The organism is Endozoicomonas sp. Mp262, assembly GCF_025643335.1.
Classification (GTDB): domain Bacteria; phylum Pseudomonadota; class Gammaproteobacteria; order Pseudomonadales; family Endozoicomonadaceae; genus Endonucleibacter.
Window position 1 is genome coordinate 2,072,039 of record NZ_CP092489.1, and the last position, 23,139, is coordinate 2,095,177.

General features: G+C 50.4%; 16 protein-coding genes. 12 read left to right on the top strand and 4 right to left on the bottom strand.

Annotated elements, in window-relative coordinates:
* The first annotated feature begins 37 nt into the window (after positions 1-37).
* From MJ595_RS09140 to MJ595_RS09180, 9 genes are all read left to right on the top strand, one after another.
* Positions 38-772 carry a hypothetical protein gene (locus MJ595_RS09140; protein WP_263082149.1) on the top strand — a complete coding sequence of 245 codons (735 nt, stop codon included), beginning with the start codon at positions 38-40 and terminating at the stop codon, positions 770-772.
* The gene (locus MJ595_RS09145; protein WP_263082150.1) at positions 769-1,572 is read left to right on the top strand and encodes a hypothetical protein; all 804 of its coding nucleotides are present in this window, start codon (positions 769-771) and stop codon (positions 1,570-1,572) included. Before MJ595_RS09140 ends, MJ595_RS09145 begins: the two co-directional genes overlap by 4 nt.
* Positions 1,573-1,670: 98 nt before the next feature.
* Positions 1,671-3,146, top strand: a complete 1,476-nt coding sequence (locus MJ595_RS09150; RefSeq protein ID WP_263079044.1) for a hypothetical protein — start codon at positions 1,671-1,673, stop codon at positions 3,144-3,146.
* On the top strand, positions 3,133-3,894 hold the full coding sequence (locus MJ595_RS09155; protein WP_263082151.1) for a hypothetical protein: 762 nt from the start codon (positions 3,133-3,135) through the stop codon (positions 3,892-3,894). The genes MJ595_RS09150 and MJ595_RS09155 overlap by 14 nt, the downstream gene beginning before the upstream one ends.
* A 53-nt stretch (positions 3,895-3,947) precedes the next feature.
* On the top strand, positions 3,948-4,415 hold the full coding sequence (locus MJ595_RS09160; RefSeq protein ID WP_263082152.1) for a GNAT family N-acetyltransferase: 468 nt from the start codon (positions 3,948-3,950) through the stop codon (positions 4,413-4,415).
* A gap of 220 nt (positions 4,416-4,635) precedes the next feature.
* The gene (locus MJ595_RS09165; RefSeq protein WP_263082153.1) at positions 4,636-5,229 is read left to right on the top strand and encodes a hypothetical protein; all 594 of its coding nucleotides are present in this window, start codon (positions 4,636-4,638) and stop codon (positions 5,227-5,229) included.
* A gap of 67 nt (positions 5,230-5,296) precedes the next feature.
* Entirely contained in the window at positions 5,297-5,737 is a 441-nt protein-coding gene (locus MJ595_RS09170) for a hypothetical protein (RefSeq protein WP_263082154.1), read from the top strand.
* Positions 5,738-5,776: 39 nt separating this feature from the next.
* Entirely contained in the window at positions 5,777-6,613 is an 837-nt protein-coding gene (locus MJ595_RS09175; protein WP_263082155.1) for a hypothetical protein, read from the top strand.
* Entirely contained in the window at positions 6,610-7,626 is a 1,017-nt protein-coding gene (locus MJ595_RS09180; RefSeq protein WP_263082157.1) for a hypothetical protein, read from the top strand. Before MJ595_RS09175 ends, MJ595_RS09180 begins: the two co-directional genes overlap by 4 nt.
* Here the strand turns inward: MJ595_RS09180 and MJ595_RS09185 are convergent.
* Positions 7,623-7,895, bottom strand: coding sequence for a helix-turn-helix domain-containing protein (locus tag MJ595_RS09185; protein WP_263082158.1), 273 nt, complete (start codon positions 7,893-7,895; stop codon positions 7,623-7,625). The genes MJ595_RS09180 and MJ595_RS09185 overlap by 4 nt on opposite strands.
* Positions 7,896-8,097: 202 nt before the next feature.
* Between MJ595_RS09185 and MJ595_RS09190 the strand changes: the two genes are divergently transcribed.
* The 3 genes from MJ595_RS09190 to MJ595_RS09200 all read left to right on the top strand — a co-directional run bounded on the left by MJ595_RS09190 (position 8,098) and on the right by MJ595_RS09200 (position 19,655).
* Positions 8,098-8,355, top strand: coding sequence for a type II toxin-antitoxin system RelB/DinJ family antitoxin (locus MJ595_RS09190; protein ID WP_263082159.1), 258 nt, complete (start codon positions 8,098-8,100; stop codon positions 8,353-8,355).
* 3 nt (positions 8,356-8,358) lie between these two features.
* Positions 8,359-8,628: a type II toxin-antitoxin system YafQ family toxin gene (locus tag MJ595_RS09195; RefSeq protein ID WP_263082160.1), complete on the top strand. Its 270-nt coding sequence runs from the start codon at positions 8,359-8,361 to the stop codon at positions 8,626-8,628.
* Between the two features lie 101 nt (positions 8,629-8,729).
* The gene (locus tag MJ595_RS09200; RefSeq protein ID WP_263082161.1) at positions 8,730-19,655 is read left to right on the top strand and encodes an LPD5 domain-containing protein; all 10,926 of its coding nucleotides are present in this window, start codon (positions 8,730-8,732) and stop codon (positions 19,653-19,655) included.
* Positions 19,656-19,914: 259 nt separating this feature from the next.
* On the opposite strand, the gene MJ595_RS09205 is transcribed toward MJ595_RS09200, so the two are convergent.
* From MJ595_RS09205 to MJ595_RS09215, 3 genes are all read right to left on the bottom strand, one after another.
* Positions 19,915-21,168: an outer membrane protein transport protein gene (locus tag MJ595_RS09205; protein ID WP_263082162.1), complete on the bottom strand. Its 1,254-nt coding sequence runs from the start codon at positions 21,166-21,168 to the stop codon at positions 19,915-19,917.
* 63 nt (positions 21,169-21,231) lie between these two features.
* Positions 21,232-22,077: a VUT family protein gene (locus MJ595_RS09210; RefSeq protein WP_263082163.1), complete on the bottom strand. Its 846-nt coding sequence runs from the start codon at positions 22,075-22,077 to the stop codon at positions 21,232-21,234.
* 69 nt (positions 22,078-22,146) lie between these two features.
* The gene (locus MJ595_RS09215; RefSeq protein ID WP_263082164.1) at positions 22,147-22,779 is read right to left on the bottom strand and encodes a helix-turn-helix domain-containing protein; all 633 of its coding nucleotides are present in this window, start codon (positions 22,777-22,779) and stop codon (positions 22,147-22,149) included.
* Positions 22,780-23,139: the final 360 nt, after the last annotated feature.

Consider the following 23,139-nt stretch of genomic DNA (forward strand, 5'->3'; position numbering starts at 1 on the left):
TTCTATCAAATGCTTATTGGTCAGGGGAGTATAGCCTATGGCGGATGAACGGATACCGGGGCTGATTGATCCCCCTGCCGTGGCTGACAATATGAGCCTTGAGCAGTGGATGCAGCAGGTAACAGAGATACTGCGGCTGACCACGGGGCAGTTGGGGGAGAGTGGTTATACCTATGTCAGCTATAACGATCTGGTGAATGCCGGTATTTTTACACCGGTCGCCACCGGGGAAACCACCGACTATGAACCGGCCAGTGATAACGGTACGGATCTGACCCCGCCAGCCCTGCCATTGAATGTGCATATTGAAAACGGCTTTTCCATTATCTATGTGCGCTTTGACTATCCCACGTTTGACTTCCCCAGCTATGCGGAAATCTGGCGCAGCGTGACCACTGACCGCAGCGATGCGGTATTGGTTGGCACCACAGGCTCAGGCCAGTACCCGGATAATGTCGGCCCGGATGATACCGTGTATTACTACTGGGTGCGGCTGGTCAAGACTGTGGGCAGTTATGTGGTTTACGGGGCTTACCATGATGACCAGCCCGTGCAGGGGCAGGCGCAGTCACAGTTATCCGGGGCCGCGCTTGAAGAAGGCACTGTTACCCATGAAAAGCTGGCTGTCGGGGCAGTGACGGCAGACAAAATCAATGCCGGTACAGCCTTTATCAATGATCTGGGGGTGGAGGTGATGTATAACCTGGGGGGTGATGAGAGTAACTACACCATGAAGATTGACCTGGTGAATGGGTTTATACATATCAAATGAGCCGGTCAGTTTTTCTGGGTAAGGGTGGTGCTGATGAGCCACTGCTGCATATTGCCTCCACCGACGATTTATCGCCTGATGAGTTAAAGGCCGGTGTTCGGCCAGATACTTTGTTTCATAGCTCATTGCCTTATCTGATGGCAGACCGGTATGAATTACCGCTGAATTATATGGGAGCTGTCCCTATTATGTACCCCTCCAAGGGGTACGCTACGCATTCAAGAAAATGGTATCAACTGGCAATACCGGGGCATATTAAAATTGCTATGGCAAGTCAGGTGTTCCTCCTACTTGTAAAAACAACTACAGGTACTGTTTATTCACCGGCCAGCACTATCTATTCATGGCAAAAAGAGTTTGTTGCACCATCATCCAGTGTTTATGCAAATGGTATTATTCATCAACATAATGCCAGATATACAGGTGATTTTAATCTTTCGTATGTTTTTCATAGTTCAGCCACTGTCAACCCGGCACAAACTAATAGCACTCCATCCTATCGTCCTTTGGTATGGACTCCTTATGAGTGGGCAGGTGCCAATGCAAAAACGGGCATGACTATTGATCAAAACTATTTATCCGTTTTTAGTATTTATGATTTGAGTGAGGTAATAATTGCAGTATTTAATATTGACTATTCAAATAGTGAGGTGTCATATAACGATTTGATTTCGCCAGGTGATGATATTCAAATCAACAAAAATATATTCAGGATTGGGTCGCTGGATTTATCACAAAAAGCATTCCTGAAAGATAATGGCAGTTCAACCAGTTCTTATTCAGGTGATTCGCTTGGGTGAAAGTCTCAAATTGACCGAGCTTCTTCAGCTTGCCAACCGGGGAAAGTAGTAGGCAGCTATTTTTTCAATGCTTAAACAGAAGGCAGCCAATCACAGGTATGATGTTGATAGCACACAACACCTTGCCAGTGAGAGGCCGCCCCATGGAAGTATGTCAGCTACGGACTGAAGCCGCCACCATTTCTTGTGATGCGATTCAACGGTTAGGCCACCAATTGCAGGCTCTGCGAGAGTCTGGCAATCCTATCAGGCACTTTGAAGAGTTTGAGCAGACCGTTAATGCTCTCTTTAATCAAGCTCAGCAAGATTTTTTAGCAGAGGCGCTGGCTGAGCTTGATATTGATACCCCAGCTATTGAGGTCAGCGGGATCACTTATAAGCAGGTGTTGCGCAGTTATAAAACCTACCAGACAGCGGTTGGTTCAGTCCGGGTTATGCGAACACTTTACCGTAACGGCAAAGAGCCGTGTATCGTGCCCATGGAGTTGAAAGCCGGGATCGTGGAAGGCTTCTGGACGCCTCGGGCTGCAAAGCAAGCTGCCTGGGTTGTTGCTCAAATGTCTCCCGGTGAAGCAAAAAGCCTCCTTGATCTCATGGGAGGTATGTCTCCCTCAGAAAGCAGTCTTGCTCGTTTCCCCAGGCAATTTAATACTCAGTGGGAACAGCACCGTGAGCCTTTTGAAGAGATGCTTATTGAGAAACTTAACGTGCCCACCAATGCGGTCACAGTAGCCGCCTCCCTGGATGGCGTTATGCTGCCCATGAAAGATGGCAAACGAGTAGAAAAGCGAGCCAGGAGCGCTTCTGAAGGCAAACGGACTCAAGGGCCAACAGGTTGCAAGGAGGCCAGTTGCGGAACTTTGTCGTTTTACGATCAACAGGGGGAGCGTTTATCAACAGTCCGCATAGGACGAATGCCAGAAACTAAAAAACTCACACTCAAGCAGTCTTTGTCAGCACTATTGCAAGAAGCGTTGCGACAAAAGCCACAGCTGTCACTGGTCAAAGTCGCTGATGGCGCCAAGGACAACTGGTCATACCTTTCCCAGGAACTACCAGCGGGTGTTGAGGTTATTGATTACTACCACGCAGCCGATCACCTGAAGAAAGCATTTGACCAGGCTTATGGAGAAAACAGCATCAAGTCCAAAGAAAAGTTTGTCACTTACCGACACGTCCTAAAAGAGGAACTCGATGGGGTTGAGCGCATTATTAAAGCCCTGGCTTATCAGCATAAAAAGCATCCGCGCCGCTCAAAATTAAAGACCGAGCTGGAGTATTTCAGAAAAAATCGCCAGCGTATGCGCTATGCTGAACACTTGTCGAATAACCTTCCGATCGGCTCTGGTGTGGTAGAGGCAGCCTGTAAAACCTTGGTTACCCAGCGGATGAAGTGCTCAGGTATGCGCTGGCGAAATCCGGGTGGTCAGGGCGTATTGACGCTTCGGTCATTAGTTCAGAGCCACTGGTTTGAAAATGGCTGGAAGTTATTTGCTGCAACTTATTGCGGGAAAGTCACCAAGGCTGCTACAAGCAATGTCATACCATTCCCAGAGAAAGGTGGCAGTGTTTAGTTGTGGTCAATATGAGACTTTCACCCATTCGCTTATCACGTCACCACCGCAATTTTCTGCTAATAATATGTATTCTTCCGGCTTTCTGAGTGCTACAGGTAGCAGAGGATACGCACGTCTTTCCGGTGGACACGGAACAACGCAATGGGAAATGGATTTTAATCACGGCGTTATCAAAGCGTTTCAGGATAATCAGGCGTATGCCATCTTTGGTGGTGATAACGATATTGGGAATAAAATTCGTTATGACCAGATTAGCAACTACACGTCAACAAGTATCAGTGACTATATACATTCATCGAGTGTAAACAAAACTTACCCGATGGGAAGCTATTACGTAGGGGAACCTGAAGAACTGACGGGTATCTTCTGTATTTTGCCGAATGACCAGGTGTTGATTGCTGGTAGATCAGGGATAGATTTTAATAACCCCAGAGGCTCAGGGCGCTACATTTGGTATCCGATGCAAAACGGGTTTAGTTCGGTTTATGTCCGGTTAAAAAAAGGGATGGCATATCCCTTGTTTTTTGCCGGAGGTGTTTTAGATTACACAGGTAGCTATGATCTTTCCGTAGACTCAGTGCAGTACGTTTATGTATCCGGGTGGCTGGAATATAGCAATGATGGTTATTTACACATTAAAGCACATTACCATTATGAGTCATGGGGGTATGGGATTTATCAAGGGTTTGTTACTTCATACTGTGATATTCCCTCTACATCATTCCATTTTATAAAACTAAATTGACATCCTCCCCCACCAAATCAAAGCATTTGGTGGGGGTATCCCGTGAGGTTTTGATGAATTACACCATCCACCGCATCCACCAGATCGACAACCCACTACGCCTGCAACTGAAATTCTACCTTGCCACCAACAAAATCAGCCGCCAGTACCCGCTGGATGAGCAGCGGATTGAGCAGATGCTGCAACTGATGACCGGACACCCGGACTATGCCCTGTGGGTAGCTTACGATGGTGACAACCCGGTGGGCTTTATTTCCGGCAACCTGCAACACTCACTGTTCCATGACCGGATCTTTGCCTTTGATCTGGGCTGGTTTGTGCTGCCCGGTTATCAGGGCAAGGGTATTGGCCGACAGTTGATGGATACCTATGTCCACTGGGCGCAGGCACACGGGGCCAGTGTTGCCCACTTTTCAGTCGTGTTTGCAGATAAAGAGGCCGACCAGCGCAGTACCGACAAGCTGGCAGCAATGGGCTTTGAGCACTGGGGCTACCTGACCCGCAAGGTGCTGTCTGAATAGCCTGTCTGGATAGGCGACAGTTCAGCCCCTAGACTGAGGCCGCGAAAACAAGAAACGGCGAGCGAGGAAGTTCCAGCACCGAACCGAGATCCAGTTGCTGGAAGTACGCCGGGAGCTGGCTCACCATAGCGACCTGTTTAAACAGTTAGTCAGCGGGCAGGACGAAATGCGAAATATGCTGAAGCAGGTTCTGGAACCTAAATCAAAAAGCTAGACAAGCATGGAGGACACAGGGATGTGTGGAGGCGGAGGAGGTGGCAGCAACACCGTATCAGCCGGGCCTTATGAAAAGGAACTGGTATCAATGGCCGAGCGGCGGCTGGCAGAATATAACGAAATGTATAAGCCACTGGAAAACCAGTACATGGCGGATACGCAGCAACTGGATTCAGACCAGTTCCGCAGTCACATGGCCGATAATGCGGCTTCGGCTGCCCGCAGTCAGTTTGCCCCTTATCCGTCCACTGCCGGGGCAGGGCAGGCGACACTGACCAACCAGTACGCCAATGGCTCACGGACACTGGCAAAAGCGGCATCACTGGCCGCAGCGTCCGGCACCCAGTCCGGCAATGATATGTATACAGGCCGGATGCTGGAATATGCCGGTGTTGGTCGTGGTCAAACCGGCATGAGTATGAATATGTTTGGCAACGCAGCAGGCAATCAGGCGGGTTACAATATTGCATCGGCTCACTCTAACCAGATGGTGGATTCTTCAAAATACAATGCTTTCGGTACGGCTGCCGGTATGGGTTTTGGGGCGGCGGCTGAAAAGTATGACTGGTTCAAACCTGCCGCTTCAACGACTACTTAAGTGGTTAAAAAGTCCCAGTTTTTCCTGTCTATAATCAGGCCACTGGATAAAAAACCGGAGTGAAACGATGTCACTGGAGATAGAAGTAGCTGACCTGCGTAACGATGTAGAAAAGCTCAAGCGCCAGCGTGATCAGGGTGAAGAAATCAAGCACCAGATATGGAATAACATGCAGGAAGATATCCACAGGCTGTGCCGTGATAATTACGAACAGCTTGCGGCCTTCCGAACCGAAGCCCGTCACGAATTTGATGAAAATCGCCGCAGGTTTGAAAAAAGCGAGGCGTTTCAGGAGGAAGTAAAACAGCGTCTGGATAAAAGCGAGGCGTTTCAGGAGGAAACAGGGCAAAGATTTGATCGCCTTGAAGACCGGATGGATCAAAAGTTTGAGCAGACAGACCAGCGACTGGGCAGGCTGGAAGCGGATGTATCGACCCTGAAAACAGATGTATCTGATATGAAGTCCGATATCTCTGAAATCAAGGCGATTCTGCTTAACAAACACTGATAACTGTAAACAGGAAACTGAAAAGGCAAGGAGGCCATTATGTGTGGAGGTGGTGGAGGCGGCAGCGCCAGCCCGGACTATAGCGTACAGAACCGGCAGGTAGCACTTGCCCGCCAGTTGGAAAGTGATTACCAGAGCCGCTTTCTGCCTTATGAGCGGCAACTGGTCAGCCAGGCAACGGATAAAGGCCGGATCACTGAGGCTGTCAGTCAGTCAAAGGCGGCAGCGGAAACCACCTTTGATGCCAGTCAGGGACAGAGCGAGCGACAACTGTCAGGCTTTGGTGCCACCCTGACCGCCAGCCAGCAGGCCGCCCTGAACAGCCAGCGCCAGCGTGACCGTAATGTTTCCTCGATGGCAGCCACCAGTAATGCCCGGCAGCAGTCAGCCAACCGCTACGGCCAGTTGCAAAGTTCCATGATGGCCATCGGTCGCAATGCCCAGAACCAGGGACTCACCGGCATTAACCAGGCTGCCGGGATGGAGAACCAGCGTAATATTGCCAACCAGCAAATGGCTGCCCAGAAAAAGTCAGATGGATGGGGTTTGCTGGGTACGGGAATAGGTATGGCAGCCGGTTATATGATTTCCGACAAGAACAAAAAGCGTAATATCAAACCCCGCAGCGATAAAGAGGATATGGATGACGCCCGCAGCTTTGGCAATTACGAGTATGACTACAAGGCCGGACAGTCTGGCGGTCGCAGTGAGTTTGGTCATGTTGGCGGCATGGCGCAGGAAATGCCGGAATCCATGAGTGATGGTAAACAGGTGGATTTGGGGGATGCAACAATGGTGGCCTTTGGTGCCATCCGGGATATTGATAAACGGCTGCAACAATTGGAGAGCCGTCAGCCAGTGGGGAGCAAGGGATGAGCAACTATAACGCCTTTGGCACAGGATTCCTGCAAGGTATTCAGGCCATCAATAGTATCCATGACCGGCAGCAACGGGCTAAGGAGTATAAGGATAACCAAGCCTGGCGGGAAAAGGTGTATGCCGATCAACGGGGTGATCGGGCACAAGATGTAGCCCACCGTGACCGTGCTTTTGGGTTACAGAAAAAGACGGCTGATGCCCATAATAAACTCTATGGGGTTCAGGGGGAGTACTACCAGACCCAGACCGCCACTCACCGGGATAAGCTTAACCGTCAGCAGCGATATGGTATTGTCAATACCGCCATAAATGCCGTAAAAACCCGCCCGGAACTATGGGACAGCCGGATAAAACCGGCTCTGGTTCAGGGGTTGAACCAGACTTTTAGTCAACAAATTGGTGAGGGAAAAAAACTGGTGGATCTACAAAGGACGCCAGATGGCAAAGGGCTGGTGCCCATTCTATCGGTAGATGACGGTCAGGGGGGACAGTACCACGCACCTATGTCGCAGCAGCGATCCAGTGATCCCAATGACCCGGCGGTTGCCGTCCCCGGTGATCTGCTAGTGGATATGCTGATGGATGCAGAAGATGATACCGCCTTGCGACTGTTGCAAGGTGAGCTGCAATCATTAACACCAGCAAAAACACCAGCAAAAACAAAAGACGACCAGCCATTCCCCTGGAAGCTGGAGCGGGTAAAGGGGATGAGTCCTGAAGGTGAGCCTATCGAGTACACCATACGTCGGTGGCAGGATGGTCGTGAGGAAGTGCTGGAGCTGAATGATCAAGGTCAGGTGATCCCACCGGCAGGTTTAAATCAGGGTGGAAATGGCGCTTTGAATCAGGCGCTGGAAGGCTGGAACCCGAACCCTGAAGCCAGCGGTCAGCCGCCGGTATCACCGGCTCCCGCATCCTCACCGAAGGAATTAACCCAGCCGCAGGCTAATAGCCAGTCATCTTATTGGAGCGGTTATGGGCCACATCATCCGATGGCGGTGCGGCGTTAGGCCGCCGGGGGCTGCTCCATATCCCAGCCAGGAAAAAGCAGTACCGCAGGGTGGCAGCGCAGGGCTTTAGCCAATACCTTGGCACGGTTGACACCCAAAGGCAGTTCATCACTTTCAAGCTGTGATATGGCAGGCTGGGGGATGCCGGTCAGCCGGGACAGTTCTGACTGACTGATTTCCTGGAGTTCCCGCATGATTCGCAGGGATTCACCGACGGATACGTCGATTTGTTTTTTGGCGGGCTGCCAGTCATTTTTTGTCGTAGTCATGTGCAGATACCCTGATTACTTTGATTTGAACCTGATTGTTTTCAACAAGGTAGATTACCCGGTACTGCCGGTTTACATAAAACCCACTATCAAGCTATATCATTTTTAGTATAGCTCAGATAAGGACGACTTATTGATATCCTCCTTTGTGTCTCAAATAGGCTACAATATGTAAGAATAATACAACTGAAAGGCATTTGAGATGAGCAAAAGCGAAGTGGTTAGGGCAAGAATAGAACCCGAATTAAAAGCCCATGCTGAGGCTGTTTTCAGGAAGCTGGGGTTGAATCCCACGCAGGCAATCACCCTTTTCTACAAGCAGGTGGAACTTCATAACGGTATCCCTTTTGAGCTGTCTATCCCTAATGAATTGACAGCACAAACCATTGAGGATGCTAAAGCCGGTAAAGGGCTGACCAGGCATAAGAGTCTGGATGATATGTTTAACAGCCTGGAGTGAATAATGCTTGATGCAGTAACCACCAAACGGTTTGAAAGGGACTATAAAAAGGTACGCAAGCAGGGTAAAGATTTGAGTAAAATCAAGCACCTTATCTTTCTGCTGGCTCACCAGGAAAAGCTGACAAAAAGCTATTTTGATCACCCGTTATCCGGCAACTACCGTTTTTGCAGAGAGTGCCATATAGAACCGGACTGGTTGTTGATATACCAGATCAAAGACAACGACCTTATTCTGATGAGAACAGGCTCACATTCTGACCTGTTCAGATAATAAACCTGTTTTTTACCCATAGTAAAACCCTGTCCACGACCTGGGCGGGGTTTTTTATTATCCGAAAATTCCCCCTAATACTGATCTGTCAGGGATAACAGATGCTTAAATTCAAGGACTTTGCCAATACCCCCGAGTATCAGCAAGCAGACCCGGCGACCCGTCTGGAAATGCGTCGGGCTTATTTTGATACCCAGATCAGACCCCGGATTCCTGCCCGTTATGTAGACACCCAATGGCAGCAGTTTGACCAGGCTACCGGTGAGTTGGGTGATCCCACCCAGGGCTATTTTGGTGATACCCTTGATGCATTCCAACAGGGCTTTTATCGCGGTATAGGGGATCTGGCCAGTGGTGCGGATTATCTGGTGGGCGGTGATGGTGAGAATGCTGCGGCTGATTATTTACGGGGTGTTGCGGATGATCAACTGAACCAAATGTCTCCCGAAGGCCGGGAGGCCATGCAGGGTTTTGGTATTGAAGAAAAGCCGGACAGTTTTTTCGGGTATGGCTTAAAAGACACCAGTAGCTGGCGTGGTTTTCGTTTGCAGTTGGCGGCAGCGGCAGGCTCTTTTCTCCCGTCCATAATCCCAGGTGGCGCTGTTGCCCGTGGCCTGAGTTGGGGAGCCAAGGGGAAGCGGGCTTTTGACCTGGCGGATAAAGCCAGGAAGATTGAAACCGTGGATGACGCCCGTCGTGTTAAAAAGCTCAATGATCGAATCAACCGGACAGCCTTTGCCACCGGCTATGGTGCTACCGGTGGAGCCATGATCGGTGGCGGTGCCGCTGAACAGACCAAACAGGTAGTTTTAAATTCCGGCTATGAAGACCTGAAAGACCTGCCCCGGTTTCAGGAACTGTATCGCCAGGAGTATGAATCTGCCGGTGGTGGTGACACCCGCGCCCCCTTTGAGCGGGCCAGGGAATTGTTAGCCGCTGAAGCGGCCAAGGAATCCTTTGCCCCGGCTGCCGGTGTGGGCGCCTTATCAATGGGCGTCGCTGGTCCGCTATTGGATAGGCTTGGCCGGGGACTGGGAGCCACTGGCCGGATCAGTAACGCAGGCAAAGGTGTTGTGGTTGAGGGTGCCCAGGAATTTACCGAAGGCGCAGGCCAGCAGGTAGCCAGCAACCTTGGCCAGCAAAGTATCGGTATGGAAGTGGATACCACCCAGGGCGCAATGGCCGAAGGTCTAACCGGTGCCATTGTGGGTGGTCCGGTGGGTGGTGTTGTGGGGGCCGTACCTACTCCCCAGGGACGACCGGACCAGGGGGATGTTCAACAAACCCTGAAGGATCTGCATAGCCAGCGCCAGACCTTGCAGGATCAAATGACCCGGCCAGATGCTGACAGGGCGATCCTCACCGGCTTACTGCGCAAGAATGCCATTGCCACTGCCCAGGCTGAATCCCTGGTTCGTGGCCGTCAGGAGATTCCATTAGGTAAGGCGGTGGATCTGCCGCCACAGGTCCCACCCCAAACCCCTCCGGGTTCTACCCATCAACCTCACACTGAAAGCACCCGCCAGCAACACCCGGACGATCCCCGCTATACCGGCAATGAAGAAACCGACCTGCAACTGTACGCCAGCCGTGCCAGCGCTTTGAATAAACTGCTGCACGGGCAGAAGTGGACAAAACAACAACGCCCCCTGAAGCGGCAACTCAAGGCACTGGTGAAACAGCGCAAGGAATTGGAAAAAAAGTCCCAGACACTGGCCGCCACACAGACTGATCCCTTTACCCCGGCAGATAGCCAGCCCCAGATAGAGGCCATCAGTAAGGCATTAAAGCAGGGAGACAGTGAAGCCGCCAGCCAGTTAATCACGGCACTGGCAAAACAGACCGGTCAGGAGCTGAAGCAGCTTGCCCGGCAACAGCCTGATCCTGAAGCCGCCACACAGGAACAATTTACTGACCGTGGCACCATAGATACCCCCCTGGATGAACTATCCTTGAGCGATGATGTGCCGCAGTTCAAGAGCGGTGCCAATGAGAATGGGGTGGTTGAACCACTGGGCGGGGAATTTGACCGTACCGGTTTATCACCGATTCAGGTATGGGTGCGGAAAGATGGCCGTAAAGAGGTGATCAGTGGCCGTCATCGCCTTGACCTGGCACGGCGTAGTGGTGAGGAAACCATCCCGGCACAGTACCACTATGAGGCAGAAGGGTTCGACCGTGATCAGGCGGCGGTGCTCGATGCCATACTCAATATCAGGGAAGGGCAGGGGAAAGTAAGAGATTATGTGGGATTCATCCAGTCCACCGGACTCACCGAAGAAGAAGCAGACGCACAGGGAATACTGGCAAGAGCGACAGGCCGAAGGGCTTACACCATCGCAACTCAGGGAGGTGATACGCTCATTGCCGCCCACGGAGCGGGTGAAATCACCGACGAAGCCGCCACACGAATAGCGCGGGCTGCACCTAAAAATGAGGCATTGCAGGCCGTTGGCCTGAAAGCCCTTCAGGATGGCAAGACCATCACCCTGGCTGAAAACATGGTCAAGGCTGTTGGCACCATGACACAGGGGCAGCAGAGCGAGAGTGAGGGCGGCGACCTGTTTGGTTTTGATGACAGCGCCCTGAAAGAAGCGGAGAACCTTGCCCGTCAAGCAGCGGCAAAACAGGCAGCCATCCAGAAAACCCTGTCTGCCGTGCAGGGGGCTGCCAAGCGCCCGGATCTTGCTGCCAAAGAAGGGGTGGATGTAAAGAACCCGGCAGCGGTTAAGGCACGGATTGCCGAGCTGAAAAAGGAAAAGCAGGCGTGGGAGAACTGGCACACTAACCCTGAACTGACCGCACAGTTGCGGGAGAGTCTGCCGGAGCCGGAAGCCAAACCAGAACTGGAGCTAAATAGCCCTTCAGAAAAAGAACTGGCCGCACAGGAGAAAGCCCGCCAGCAAACCGAAAGCCGTGAACAGACAGAGAAAAAGGCACAGGAAAATAAAGCGAAAGCGGACAGTGAGGCCAAGGACTTTGAACTGGGTATTCAGGGCAGTGGGCAGGATGTGTCGGCAAAGCAGTCTGACCTTTTGACTGAACAACCAGCCACAACCCGCACCGAAAAACAAGGTAAAAAAAATCAGGAAAAAACCGCGCAGAAAAATCCTGAAAAAAATGAAGAAAAAAAATCAGGAAAAAAAGCGCCGGAAAAAACCGGGAAAAAATCCGCAGAGAAACCCGCAGAAAAAATTGAGGACTTTGGCGAAAAAATCGGCGGTGCCCGCAAGGATGTCTGGGGTGGGTTCCGTGATGCCCTGGTAGATGATCTTGACCTGTCCATCCTGCCCCTGAGTAAAACCTTTCCGCAACCGGATTACGTCAAGCTGGCAGAAGCGGGGGTTGACCGTGAGGTGCTGGGATTGATTGCGGCTATCCGTGCGGAGATTCCTGCCAATAAACCCCGGCGATCATACCGGTTGGAGCAGTGGGCCACTAACGTAAAGGCTGCCCGTGAACTGGCACGGATGATGATTGATGGTGAGCGCACGGCAGCGCAGATGCGTGAGTTGATGAGAACAACCGAGTTCAGGGGGTTCAGGCCTATTGCCGATATTGGCCCGGTACTGGCGCAGGTTGAGCCTGCCGACCTGAAAAAAGCCGGTCACTATCGTATCCGCAGTGGTCATTTCAATGTATTCAATGGCAAAAGCTACCCTGGTGGCAAGACCTTCTGGTTCCTGGCAACGGATACTCGCCGCGTTATTGACGGGACGAGTGGTGAGACACTGGCCGCAGTGCAAGCCAAGGCGGTGGACTATATCAATCAGCGGCTGGCGGATGAGTCAGGTAGTAGCGGTGGCCGGAAAACCACCTTTGGGGTATTCCAGAACAGGCAAAGCAAGCAGTACTGGGTTGGTAAAAAAATCGCTGCCGGTAAATATATCAAACTGAAAACCGGCTTTGACAAGGTGGCCGATGCCCGTGCTTTTCTCAAAGAAAACCAGCAGTGGCTTGAGGATGAGCTGAAGAAACGCAAGGAAATACCGGCCCATCGCCGTGAAACCAATCATGCCCGTAAAGGCCGTGACTACCGCAAGGGTAAGGATGTCACCCCGGAGGACTTTGGTAAGGCCTTTGGTTTCCGTGGGGTCGAGTTCGGTAACTGGGTGGAACAGCATAAGCGCCAGACGGACTTGAATGAGGCCTATGATGCCCTGCATGACCTGGCGGAATTGCTCGGTATTCCCACACAGGGGATCTCCCTGAATGGTGAGCTGGGGCTGGCCTTTGGTGCCCGTGGCCGAAAAGGGGCAAAAGCCCATTATGAGCCGGATTATGTGGTCATCAACCTGACCAAGAAGAGCGGCCCCGGTTCCCTCGCCCATGAATGGTGGCACGCCCTCGACAACTACTTTGCCCGCAGCCGGGGTGATAAGCATGAGTTTATCAGCCGTAACATTCGCAAGTCTGTGTATGACAAGGCGCAGGGTGAATGGCGAAAGGATACCCATGTCCGTGATGAGGTGGAGTCTGCATTTCAGGCAGTGGTAGAGGCGATCCGCGCAACCGGCCTGCCAAAACGGTCAAAGGCACTCGATGGTTTACGTACAAAAGATTACTGGTCAACGATGGTTGAGATGACCGCCCGCACCTTTGAAACCTTTGTTATTGACCGGCTGGCGGTCAGTGGTTTTGAGAATGACTATCTGGCAAATGTGTCCAGTGTCGATGCCTTCAGTGCTGCCGGGGTGGACTACCCCTACCTGCTGGCCGCAGAAGAAAAAGCCGTTCACGATGCCTTTGAAAAGCTGTTTAAAACCATTAAGCACCGCAAGACCGACAAAGGCACCCAGCTTTACCGCTACCGTGATAATCCCGCCAAGGGCATGAAACGCGGGCCGTTGTCATTAAAACTGGCTCCCCTGGAAAAGCAACTCGGTTTCCCCGTCACGGTGTTACAAAGTGAAACAGAGTTACCCACAGACGACTACCGTAGTGTGGTACGTGATGGCGCACAGGGACGGGTGCGGGGGCTTTTCAGTCATGGCCGTGCCTATGTGATTGCTGACAACCTGGACAGTGTGCGGGATGCGGTACAGACGGTGCTCCATGAAGTGGTGGGTCATGCCGGTGTCCGGCAGGTGGCCGGTAAGCGGCTGGACACGGTGCTGGATCAGCTTTACCGGGATATGTCGGACGGCCTGAAGAAAACCCTGCAAACCCGTTATGCCAGGCAGTTACAGGGCAAAAGTGACGCACAGGCTAACCGGATTATCGCGGAAGAATATGTGGCCCATCTTGCCGAGCGGAACCCGAAAAACCGGTGGGTGCAGAAAGTGATATCGGTGATTCGCAACGCCTTGCGGCGGTTATTCCCGAACATGGAGTGGCGGCCTGAAGATGTGGTTGAACTGCTGGCAAGTTCCCGTCGTGCATTAAGGAATAACGGTAAAGAGTCCACAGAGCGTGGACAAAGGTACAGTGATAGCCATAAGGCGGATACCTTTTATTCTGCCGTGGAACGGGGAGCGGCAGCGGTGAAGTCGGAGCGGTTGCCTGCCCAGAGCTGGCTGAATGCTATTAAAAAATACCCCAATATCACCGATGAGGAAATCCAGTGGCTGGGGCTGGATATCTGGCTGGACAGCAAAAAGGGGCAAAAACTGGATAAACGGCAGGTGCTTCAGTTTATCCGTGATAACAAGATTGAGATAGAGGAAGTGCGGCTGGATAGTTATGAGCCATCGCAGGACGAAATTGATGAGCGGATGGATTGGAGGGAGAGAGATTTTATTGAAGCCCGATTAAGTGATTATAACAGCGGCTATTATACCGAGGACATTGAAGACCTGCTCAATGATGCCCGTGATAAATACTGGGATGCTGAATACGACTATTACAAAGAAGACCTGACCAGCCGTTATCACAGTGATGATCTTGAGCCTGATGAGGCCGAGGCCATTCTGGATGAGGACGGTGGGCTGGATGCGGGGGGGATCGAAACCCGTGCAGAGTACCTGGCGAATAATATTCTGGAAGGGGTATCGTCCCGAGAGCTAATAGATAACTACATAGACAAGTCCGATCTGGAGGAAGCCGCAGAAGCCGTTTATCGGGATAGTGGCATTTATGATGAAGACCGGGATGATCTTGACCGGGAAATAGAAGAACAAAGCGAAACCAAATACCGTGAGTACGCCACTGAGGGCGGCGATGAGTATACCGAACTGCTGCTGACCCTGCCGGATAACCAGATTTGGGTACGGCGGGCAGTGGAGGCTACGCACCGGATTGATGAAAAAGAATTAAACGCCTTAAAACAGGGTGATATTCCCGCAGGTATTTCTATCAAAAGACACGATAACCTTTCCTACCTGTATGACAATAAAACCATGTGGCAGCCTTTCAGAAATTACAAATCAGGGATTCAGGAGCCGATAGGATCAATGGTGGATTCAAGGCAAGCCGTCATAGATGACCTGATTGAACAGGCAGAAGCCCCGGCACTACACCCGTTACCTTCCCATAATAATTTCCACTGGAGTGAGGGTAATGTTCTTGCCCATGTCCGTTTCCAGACGTTTATGGATACCGAGAATAACAAGGTACTGCTGATTGATGAGGTGCAAAGCGACTGGCACCAGCAGGGGCGGGAGAAGGGCTATAGTGATCCTTATCGGGATGCGGAAGATGATAAGCTACGACTAACGATTAAAGAATTAAACTCAGACCTTGCTGCTATCAAGGCTCAGAAAGTGAACGTAGAGTCAGAAATAGAGCAAGCAGAAAAATCTGCTGTTGAGGCTTATCAGGCATGGCTGAAAAAGAACCAAGGCTATGATGTTGATTCACAAGTATCCAGGTTAAATAAACTGAAAGACAAAATGATGCACGACTCCCGGCAGCGTTATAATAAGTTATACGAAGCTGAGAATAACCTGATCATAGAAATAAAAAATCACAGAAAGAAAGTCCAAGCCTACAACAACGCCGAACCCAACGCCCCCCTGAAACAAAACTGGCCGAACCTGGTTATGAAGCGGATGCTGCGCCATGCGGCGGAGAATGGTTTTGACAGGGTGGCGTGGACCACGGGGAATCAGCAAGCCCGTCGCTATGGGAATGAAGAAACCCGGCATCTGAAAACAATAAAGGTCAGACCCGCTTACATTAGCAGAGGGGATGGTGGCGGTTTCGCTTCCGGGAAGGTTCAGCTTGATATACAGACTTACGATGGTAGCAAGCTGACAGTCCATTCATCCCCTTCATTGCTGGAAGATCATATCGGGACACGTCTGGCTAACGAGGTGCGGGTACAACTGGATAAGATAAAGGCAGGGCTGGATAAACAGTTTGATAATTATCAGGTGGTAGAGTCTGGAGAAAGTTATCAGGTGAGGAAACCTGACCAGACGCTTTGGCCAGAGCGCAACGGCTCCATTCGACAGTTTCCCTCAGAGGCTGCGGCCAAAGAAGCCATTTATGACCGGATTTTCAGTATAAAAGCGAGAGACGATGCCGCGTTTGAATTAGACAACCTGGATGAAATGGTCGGCGGCGATCAGGGCATGATTGCCTTCTACGACAACCGGCTGGTGAATTTCATCAAGAAGTACACCAAAAAATGGGGCGGCAAGGTGGGCAAGGTGACACTGGCAACCGGCGAGGGTGAGCAGGATTTCTGGTCAGTGCCGGTGACGGATAAGATGAAAGAATCCGTACTGAAAGATGGCCAGCCGTTGTTTGCCTTGCGGAAGAATAAGCGCAGGGTAAAGCGATCTAACCATAAGAGTAGTACTGCTTCATCTGCAATAAATAATCCACAGCGAGGGTTTCAGCAGCGCTTGAGAAGTATGCTGAACTCGAAGAGCGCAAGAATGCGTCCGATTAAGGTTGTTAATACGCCAAAACAGTTGATTGGTATTGGCGCAAAAGATCACTCACTCACTCTTGCCAGAAGAGTTATAACCAAGTCAACGAAAACAAGTCACTCTGTCCCGATGAGTGTTATTGAGCGACTGCCTGAATTGCTAAATGACCCTGAACTGATTTTTAAAGGCAGTAAGGATGATAGTTATGCGGTCGTTATAAAGGCGTGGGAAGGTGATAAGCCGGTTATGGTTGCTGTCAATATAAAGGACGGTACGATTGATAGTATTCATGGCAGAACCCCTGAACAGTATCAACAGTATTATAAGAATGGTGATCTTCGGTACTACAAAAACAACGAAAGCCTGAAGCTGATGGGAAAAAGTGAATCGAGTCTCGACTACTCACTATATGCCCTGATTCAATATCAAGGTGGGGAGCGGCAGCCTAGAGACTCAGATTCACGGGTCAGATTAGTCAATGCCAAAACCCTTGTCAAACAACCCACAGACCAGAAAGACAGTGGTTCTGATACCCGCTACGCCCTGAAAAAAGACCTGCCCGATGAGGTGGAAAAAGTCATTAATGATATCCACGGGGGTATCGGCAAGCGCCGGGGCTGGAAGCAGCGGGTGAAGGACTGGCTGAAGGAACACCCTGAGATCAGCACAGCCGAAGGCCGGTATCAAGGGACGCTCGATACTTTCCATTCCATCGCTGAAATGGAGCGGGACAGTAATGACGGCAAGTTGCTCGAAGGGGCACACTCGGCTTACAAGGCTGCCCTGCGTACCCGCAACCGCGAAGGGGTGATGGCGGCCTTAATGGGCAAGGGGACACCTGAGTTAAAGAGTGGCAGTGTCGTGTTCCGTGAGGGCAGCAAGGGCTTTCTTGAGGTACTGGAACCCCTGGCGGAACAGGGAGAACTGGAACTGTGGGAAGTCTGGGCAGCCAGTAAGCGGGCGATGCGGTTGCTGGCGGAAGGCCGGGAGAACCTGTATACCCCGGAGCGGATTAAAACGGTGCAGGCTTATGTTAGCTCGATGCCGTCAATGGCAAAACGCTTTCAGCAAGTCTTTGATGATTACCAGACCTTCAACAGCCAGATCCTTGATTTTGCAGAACAGGCCGGGTTGATTGATCCTGAGTCCCGCAAGCTGTGGGATAAGGGCGATTATATCCCGTTCCATCGGGTGCATGAGGTGTCTGGGGAAGCCGGGGAGCAATCCAGTGTCTTCCGTCGCAAAGGGTTGTCCGGGCAGAAGTCCGGTATCAAGCAATTATCCGGCGGTGTGGAAAAGATCAGCCCCCTGGAGGCCATGTACCGCAATACCGAAGCCCTGATTGATGCCAGCTTTAAAAACATAGCCATGCAGCGCATTGCCGATCTCGGTGAGCAAACCGGGGCAATGGAGAAAGCGAAGGGGGGTATCCGGCTGACGGCGGAGGATGTGAAAGCCCGCCTTGCCTCGATGGATGTGGATACCAGCAAGCTGACCCCTGAGCAGTTAAAACGCTGGAAGGCCCTGCTGACCAAATTCACTGACCTTGGTGAAGGTACGGTGACAGTTTCCCGTGAGGGTAAGGCTAGTAGTTATCATGTGAATGACCCGCTATTGCTGGCCTCCATTACCGAGCTGGGACCGCAGACCATTAGCGGCTTGCTGAAATTGCTGTCTATCCCGAAGCGGGTGATGACCCAGCTTATTACAGTAGACCCCGGCTTTATGCTGCGAAACCTGTCCAGGGATACCCTGTCTACCTGGATGACCGTACACCCTGAAATCAATGGCAAGCCCCTGAAGGTCAACCCGATGCTGGGGGCTATCCGCAGCCTGAAAAAGAAAATAGATAACGATGATACCCGCTGGTCGCTGATGATGGCCGGAGGCGGTGGTGGTGGCTACTATGACCTGTCACCGGACAATGTGCGCCAGAAACTGTCACCGGCAGAGCAGAAGCGGATTATCAATAAGCCCGGCCAGCTTTGGGATGCCTGGCAAAAATTTGGTTCCCGGTTTGAGAATGCCAACCGGCTCCATGTGTATGAGCGGGTGATCAAGCAGGGGGGCAGTGTGGCCGAGGCCGCGCACCAGGCGCAGGATGTACTGAACTTTACCCGCAAGGGCCAGTGGCAAATTATTAATATTCTGGTGCAGACCCTGCCCTTCTTTAATGCCAGGGTGCAGGGACTTGACCGGTTATGGCGGGGAGCCAGGGCCGATGGCAAATCGGGCTGGGCCGGTATTGCGCCGTCTTTCCTGTTGCGGGGTGCCGGTTATATGGCTGCCAGTCTGGGACTGCTGGCACTCTATGATGACGATAAGCGATACAGGTCACTGCCTGTCTGGGACAAACTGAACTATCACCATGTCTGGCTTGATGGTGTTCACCACCGGATACCCAAGCCCTTTGAGGCGGGGGCCATCTTTGGCACCCTGCCGGAAATGATCTGGCAGACTTCAATGGGCCATGAGGATCTGAAGTGGGCGAAGAAAATGGCCGGTAGCATGATCTTCCAGACCCTGGCTTTTGACCCTGTACCCCAGGCATTTCGCCCGGCAATGGATATAGCCACCAATAAAAACAGTTTCACTGACTCACCGATTATTCCCCTGGGTTTGCAGTATGTGAAGCCAGAGGCCCAGTATGATCCCTGGACATCGGAAACCATGAAGCAACTGGTGAAAGCCGTGCCTGAAGGGGCACCGGACTGGATGCGATCACCCAAAAAACTCCAGTATCTGCTGGAGGGGTATTTCGGCACCATCGGTCGCTATGTCCTGGCCGCCACCGATATTGGCACCCGTATGGCGGTGGATGCTCCAGTCCGTCCTGCCCTGAGAGCAAGGGATCTGCCGGTAATAGGCAGTTTTGTCCGTGACGGTGTGGATACCACCCGCTATCGCTCGGAGATGTATGAGATGCAAAAAGAGCTGAATGACCTGGTGATGACCATGAACCGTTACCGGGACAATGGCCAGCGGGATAAGGCCAGAAAGCTGAAAGAGGATAACCGGGAAAAGCTGCTGGCTCGCCGGGGATTGAATCGCTACGCCAGCCGCATCAGCCGCCTCCGCAAGCAGATCCGCAGGGTCATGGAAAACCGGGTGATGACCGCCAGGGTCAAGCGCCAGCGGATAGACGAACTGAGCCGCCAGGTGAATGAACTGTCAGCGGAAGCGGTGGAGCGGTATAAAGGGCGGTTTTAGGCTAGCAGGTCGGGGAATAGCAGACGTATCCCGGCCAGTACCAGATAAAGGGCAGAGAGTGCCAGTAGGATGCCGTAAAAGTTTTTCATAGGGGTAGTGTAGACCTGTTTTTTCGGCACCGCTTTTGACCGAATAGGGCATCATTATATTAAGAGGCTTGAGTTTAGAATGGGACGATCAGTTAATACAGCGTAGTCCTTGTCTCCCAAGGAGTTTAGCTAGCTGTCCAAATGCCCCACTCTAAACTCCAGTTAAGAGGTTAAAACAGGTATTTTGTACTTGCCATAACCCATAGCGTTTTTTCGGAATAACTTCCTTTCAGTGTTGAGTTATTATCCAGATTTTTAGTTTCGTACCATGCGTAACCGATAGTCATATCCAGTACCAGTGCATTATCGAAGAAAGTTTTCCCTGTACCGATGCTGGCGATGTGCAGCGGGGCAGGGATGCTGAACGTAGATGTGGCACGTTCATCAGGTACAACTTGAGTTGTATAACTGTACCCTGTTCGCACAGGCCACGATGAACCACTGTACTCACTACCGATTTTGTAGGTGTGCCTGTCTTTCCAGTCGGTGTTAATGGTCGCTATTTCAGCCACGGCAAGATTGTCGGGCACAAATTCTATTTTTTCAATATCGCTGTAGCGGGTGAAAGTGTATTCACCGAATAATTGCAGGTCCGGGGTTATCCGGTAATCGACACCTACGCTGAATTGTTCAGGCAGTATGGATTCGGTTTTGACGTTTTGATCCCGATACTCAGACACGACCGGCGTGTTGACGCGCATGTGATGCTTTCCTTCCTGGTCGGTCTTGACTTTGGAACGATAGCTGAAACCTGCTCCCCATTGATTATCGTCAGCCCGATACATGATACCTAGCCGAACCCCGCCAAAGTGATGGCCTGTCAGTTCTTTGTATTCACTTCGTAAACCGCTGATCATGGTAGGGGAACTCTGAACAGAGGCCAGCGATTGCAGCTCACTGGCAAACCATGTATAACGCAGTCCGGCCCCGACAGACCAGTTTTTGTCGATCTTATAACCGAGAGACAGGTTTGCTTCCATGATATTCAGGTAGGAGCTGAAATCATCAGTCAGTGTATTGTTGTTTTGACCTACCGTAATATCTTTATACACCTGGTTTGTCCCGCCGACGTTAAAGATACCGTACCCCAACACCCATTGGTCATCGAGCCGATAGTTACCGGTGAACCCCCCCCGATAGGGGTGCTTTATGTCGTTGGTATGCTGGCTGTCTGCTGCGGCAACCGGCACGTCTTTGTCCATGTCAAAAATCGCAATGTGTAGCGCTATATCGTTATGTTCGGTAAAGGCTAAACCGGCGGGATTAAAAAAAATAGAACTGGAGTCATTGACGTAAGATGCTCCGGTGCCCCCAAGTGCGCCGTGCTTTGCATTCCACTGGGTAACACCTTCAAATCCTGATGCTACAGCAGTATTGGCGATGCTAATGGCGAGCGTAGAGAGAGTAAATGTGCTTATTTTCATGTGCAATTTCTATTGTTGTTTTTGTTGTTACAGGGTGACTGGGCTGGCTACAGATTCAAATGGTTAAAGGTTGAATTTTGTTTGTTTTTTCTTAAATTGCTTTAACCGTTCTTTGTTTCTGGCATGTAGTGTTTTATCAATATGCTTGGTGGTACGCACCATGAGATAGAAAAGCGGGGTGTAAAAGATCAGGAATATAATAGTCGTTTTAACAGATTCGTATAGCAGGGTGGTTATTTCAGGGGTTAGGGCATTTTCTTTATAAACCATGACAGAGGCCATTGCCAGATAAAGGGAGCTGCATAAGGCGCTGGATACAAAACTCCGCAGGATAAGGTTTCGGTTTTCGGTTAATTTTCGCAGGTAGGTGAATAGCGATATATTGATTCTATCGACAATGAATAGACCTATGCCGTGTGAGAGAAGTAGTGTGGGTAGTTTTTCTATGTTGGCAGGTATTTCTGTTGCGAGCAGCATTCCTAATTTCAGCAGCCCGGCACTCAGTAGGAAAAAAACACAGGTTGAGTACAGAACGGTCCGTGCTTTATACCGTCCATAATTCTCAGTGATCGTGTCCAGGGTGATAAAACTTAGTGGGTAGAGGAAACCGGCCATACCCATATGCAATGTTGTGATACCCAGATTAAGCTCCACGCGCACCCAGTAGACCGCAGACATTAGTATCAACATGACGGGGAACATGACACTTAAAAACAACAAGCAAGGCGATACGCTGTTTAAAGAGAATACAATCGAATTGAATATTCCAACATCCGCCCTGACATGAGGGTGGTTCTGTATCGCCATCGCCAGTTGCTCTTTATCTTTTCGTGAAAGTGCTTCTGTGCGCTGTTCTGCGATAAAGGTTTCTAAATCTTCAGGAAAAATATTCCCGTTGCGCCCTTTCATATAAACCCTGCTTTTTTCTAGTTCTATTTTATGTAGGATCATTGTGTGAATATGTAAACAGTCGTTGGTTTAACTGGTTATAATTTGACTATTGCTCCAGTCAGCCATAAAAATAATCTGTCCTTTCAGTCTGGTGTCAGGGCATTTATTCACGTATTGCTGACCGTTCAAAGTATCTATCTTATGAACCAATACCGGCGTAGTACCGTTGAATCCTAGAAATATACCGCTTCCCGGTGTATATCCTTTTTCTGTAATGAGTAATGTATTTTTTTTGAAACAGTTGATCTCTTCCTGAAAAAACCATGCCTCAATATCTTTTTCGATAGTGAACGGAATCTTTATGATGCGTTCTGAAATATTTTTTTTAGCGCCATTAATTCCTGTACCTTTCACGCTGCTCTCTGTAGTTAAGGGCAATATACGCGCTTTTAATTCAGTAGTAACGATTGACTCGTAAGGTATGCTTGTTGCTTCTTTCTCTGGTGAACCCTCCCCTGTGATTAGCCAGTTTTTTGAAATATTCAGAATATCGGCTAGCCGATCTCCATATTTATAAGGCTCTTTAACCGATCCTTTAAGTAATCGCGTGATATAACTTCTGTCCACATTAGCCAATTTAGCCAGTTGAGAAGGACGAATATTCCTAACTTCCAACGTCTCCTTTAAACGATCACTCAAGGTTTCTGTTTCATGCTTCATTCCTTTCTTGCCTTCTTTGTCTACAGTCGACTGACTGACTGACTGTTATTTCTGTTGTTAATTTCAATCTATGTTGCATAGTGCAATACGAATATGCCTGCTGTTTTTAAGGGGTGTCAAGTTTTTTTTGAAATAAAATATTAACAATAACAGGCAATATAAAAAAATAGGCAGGGCTTATGTTGCAATATGCATGTAAGATTGCAATTATTTTAAGGAATTCTGGCAACTATCTGAATAATAGCGTTTATTTTGTTGCATAAAGTCACTCATGGAGTAGTATCGGCAAAGTCAATGTTATTCAGTTACAAAAAAGAAAAAGATAGTCTCGGTCAGCAAGGAATTTGACCGGCACACTGG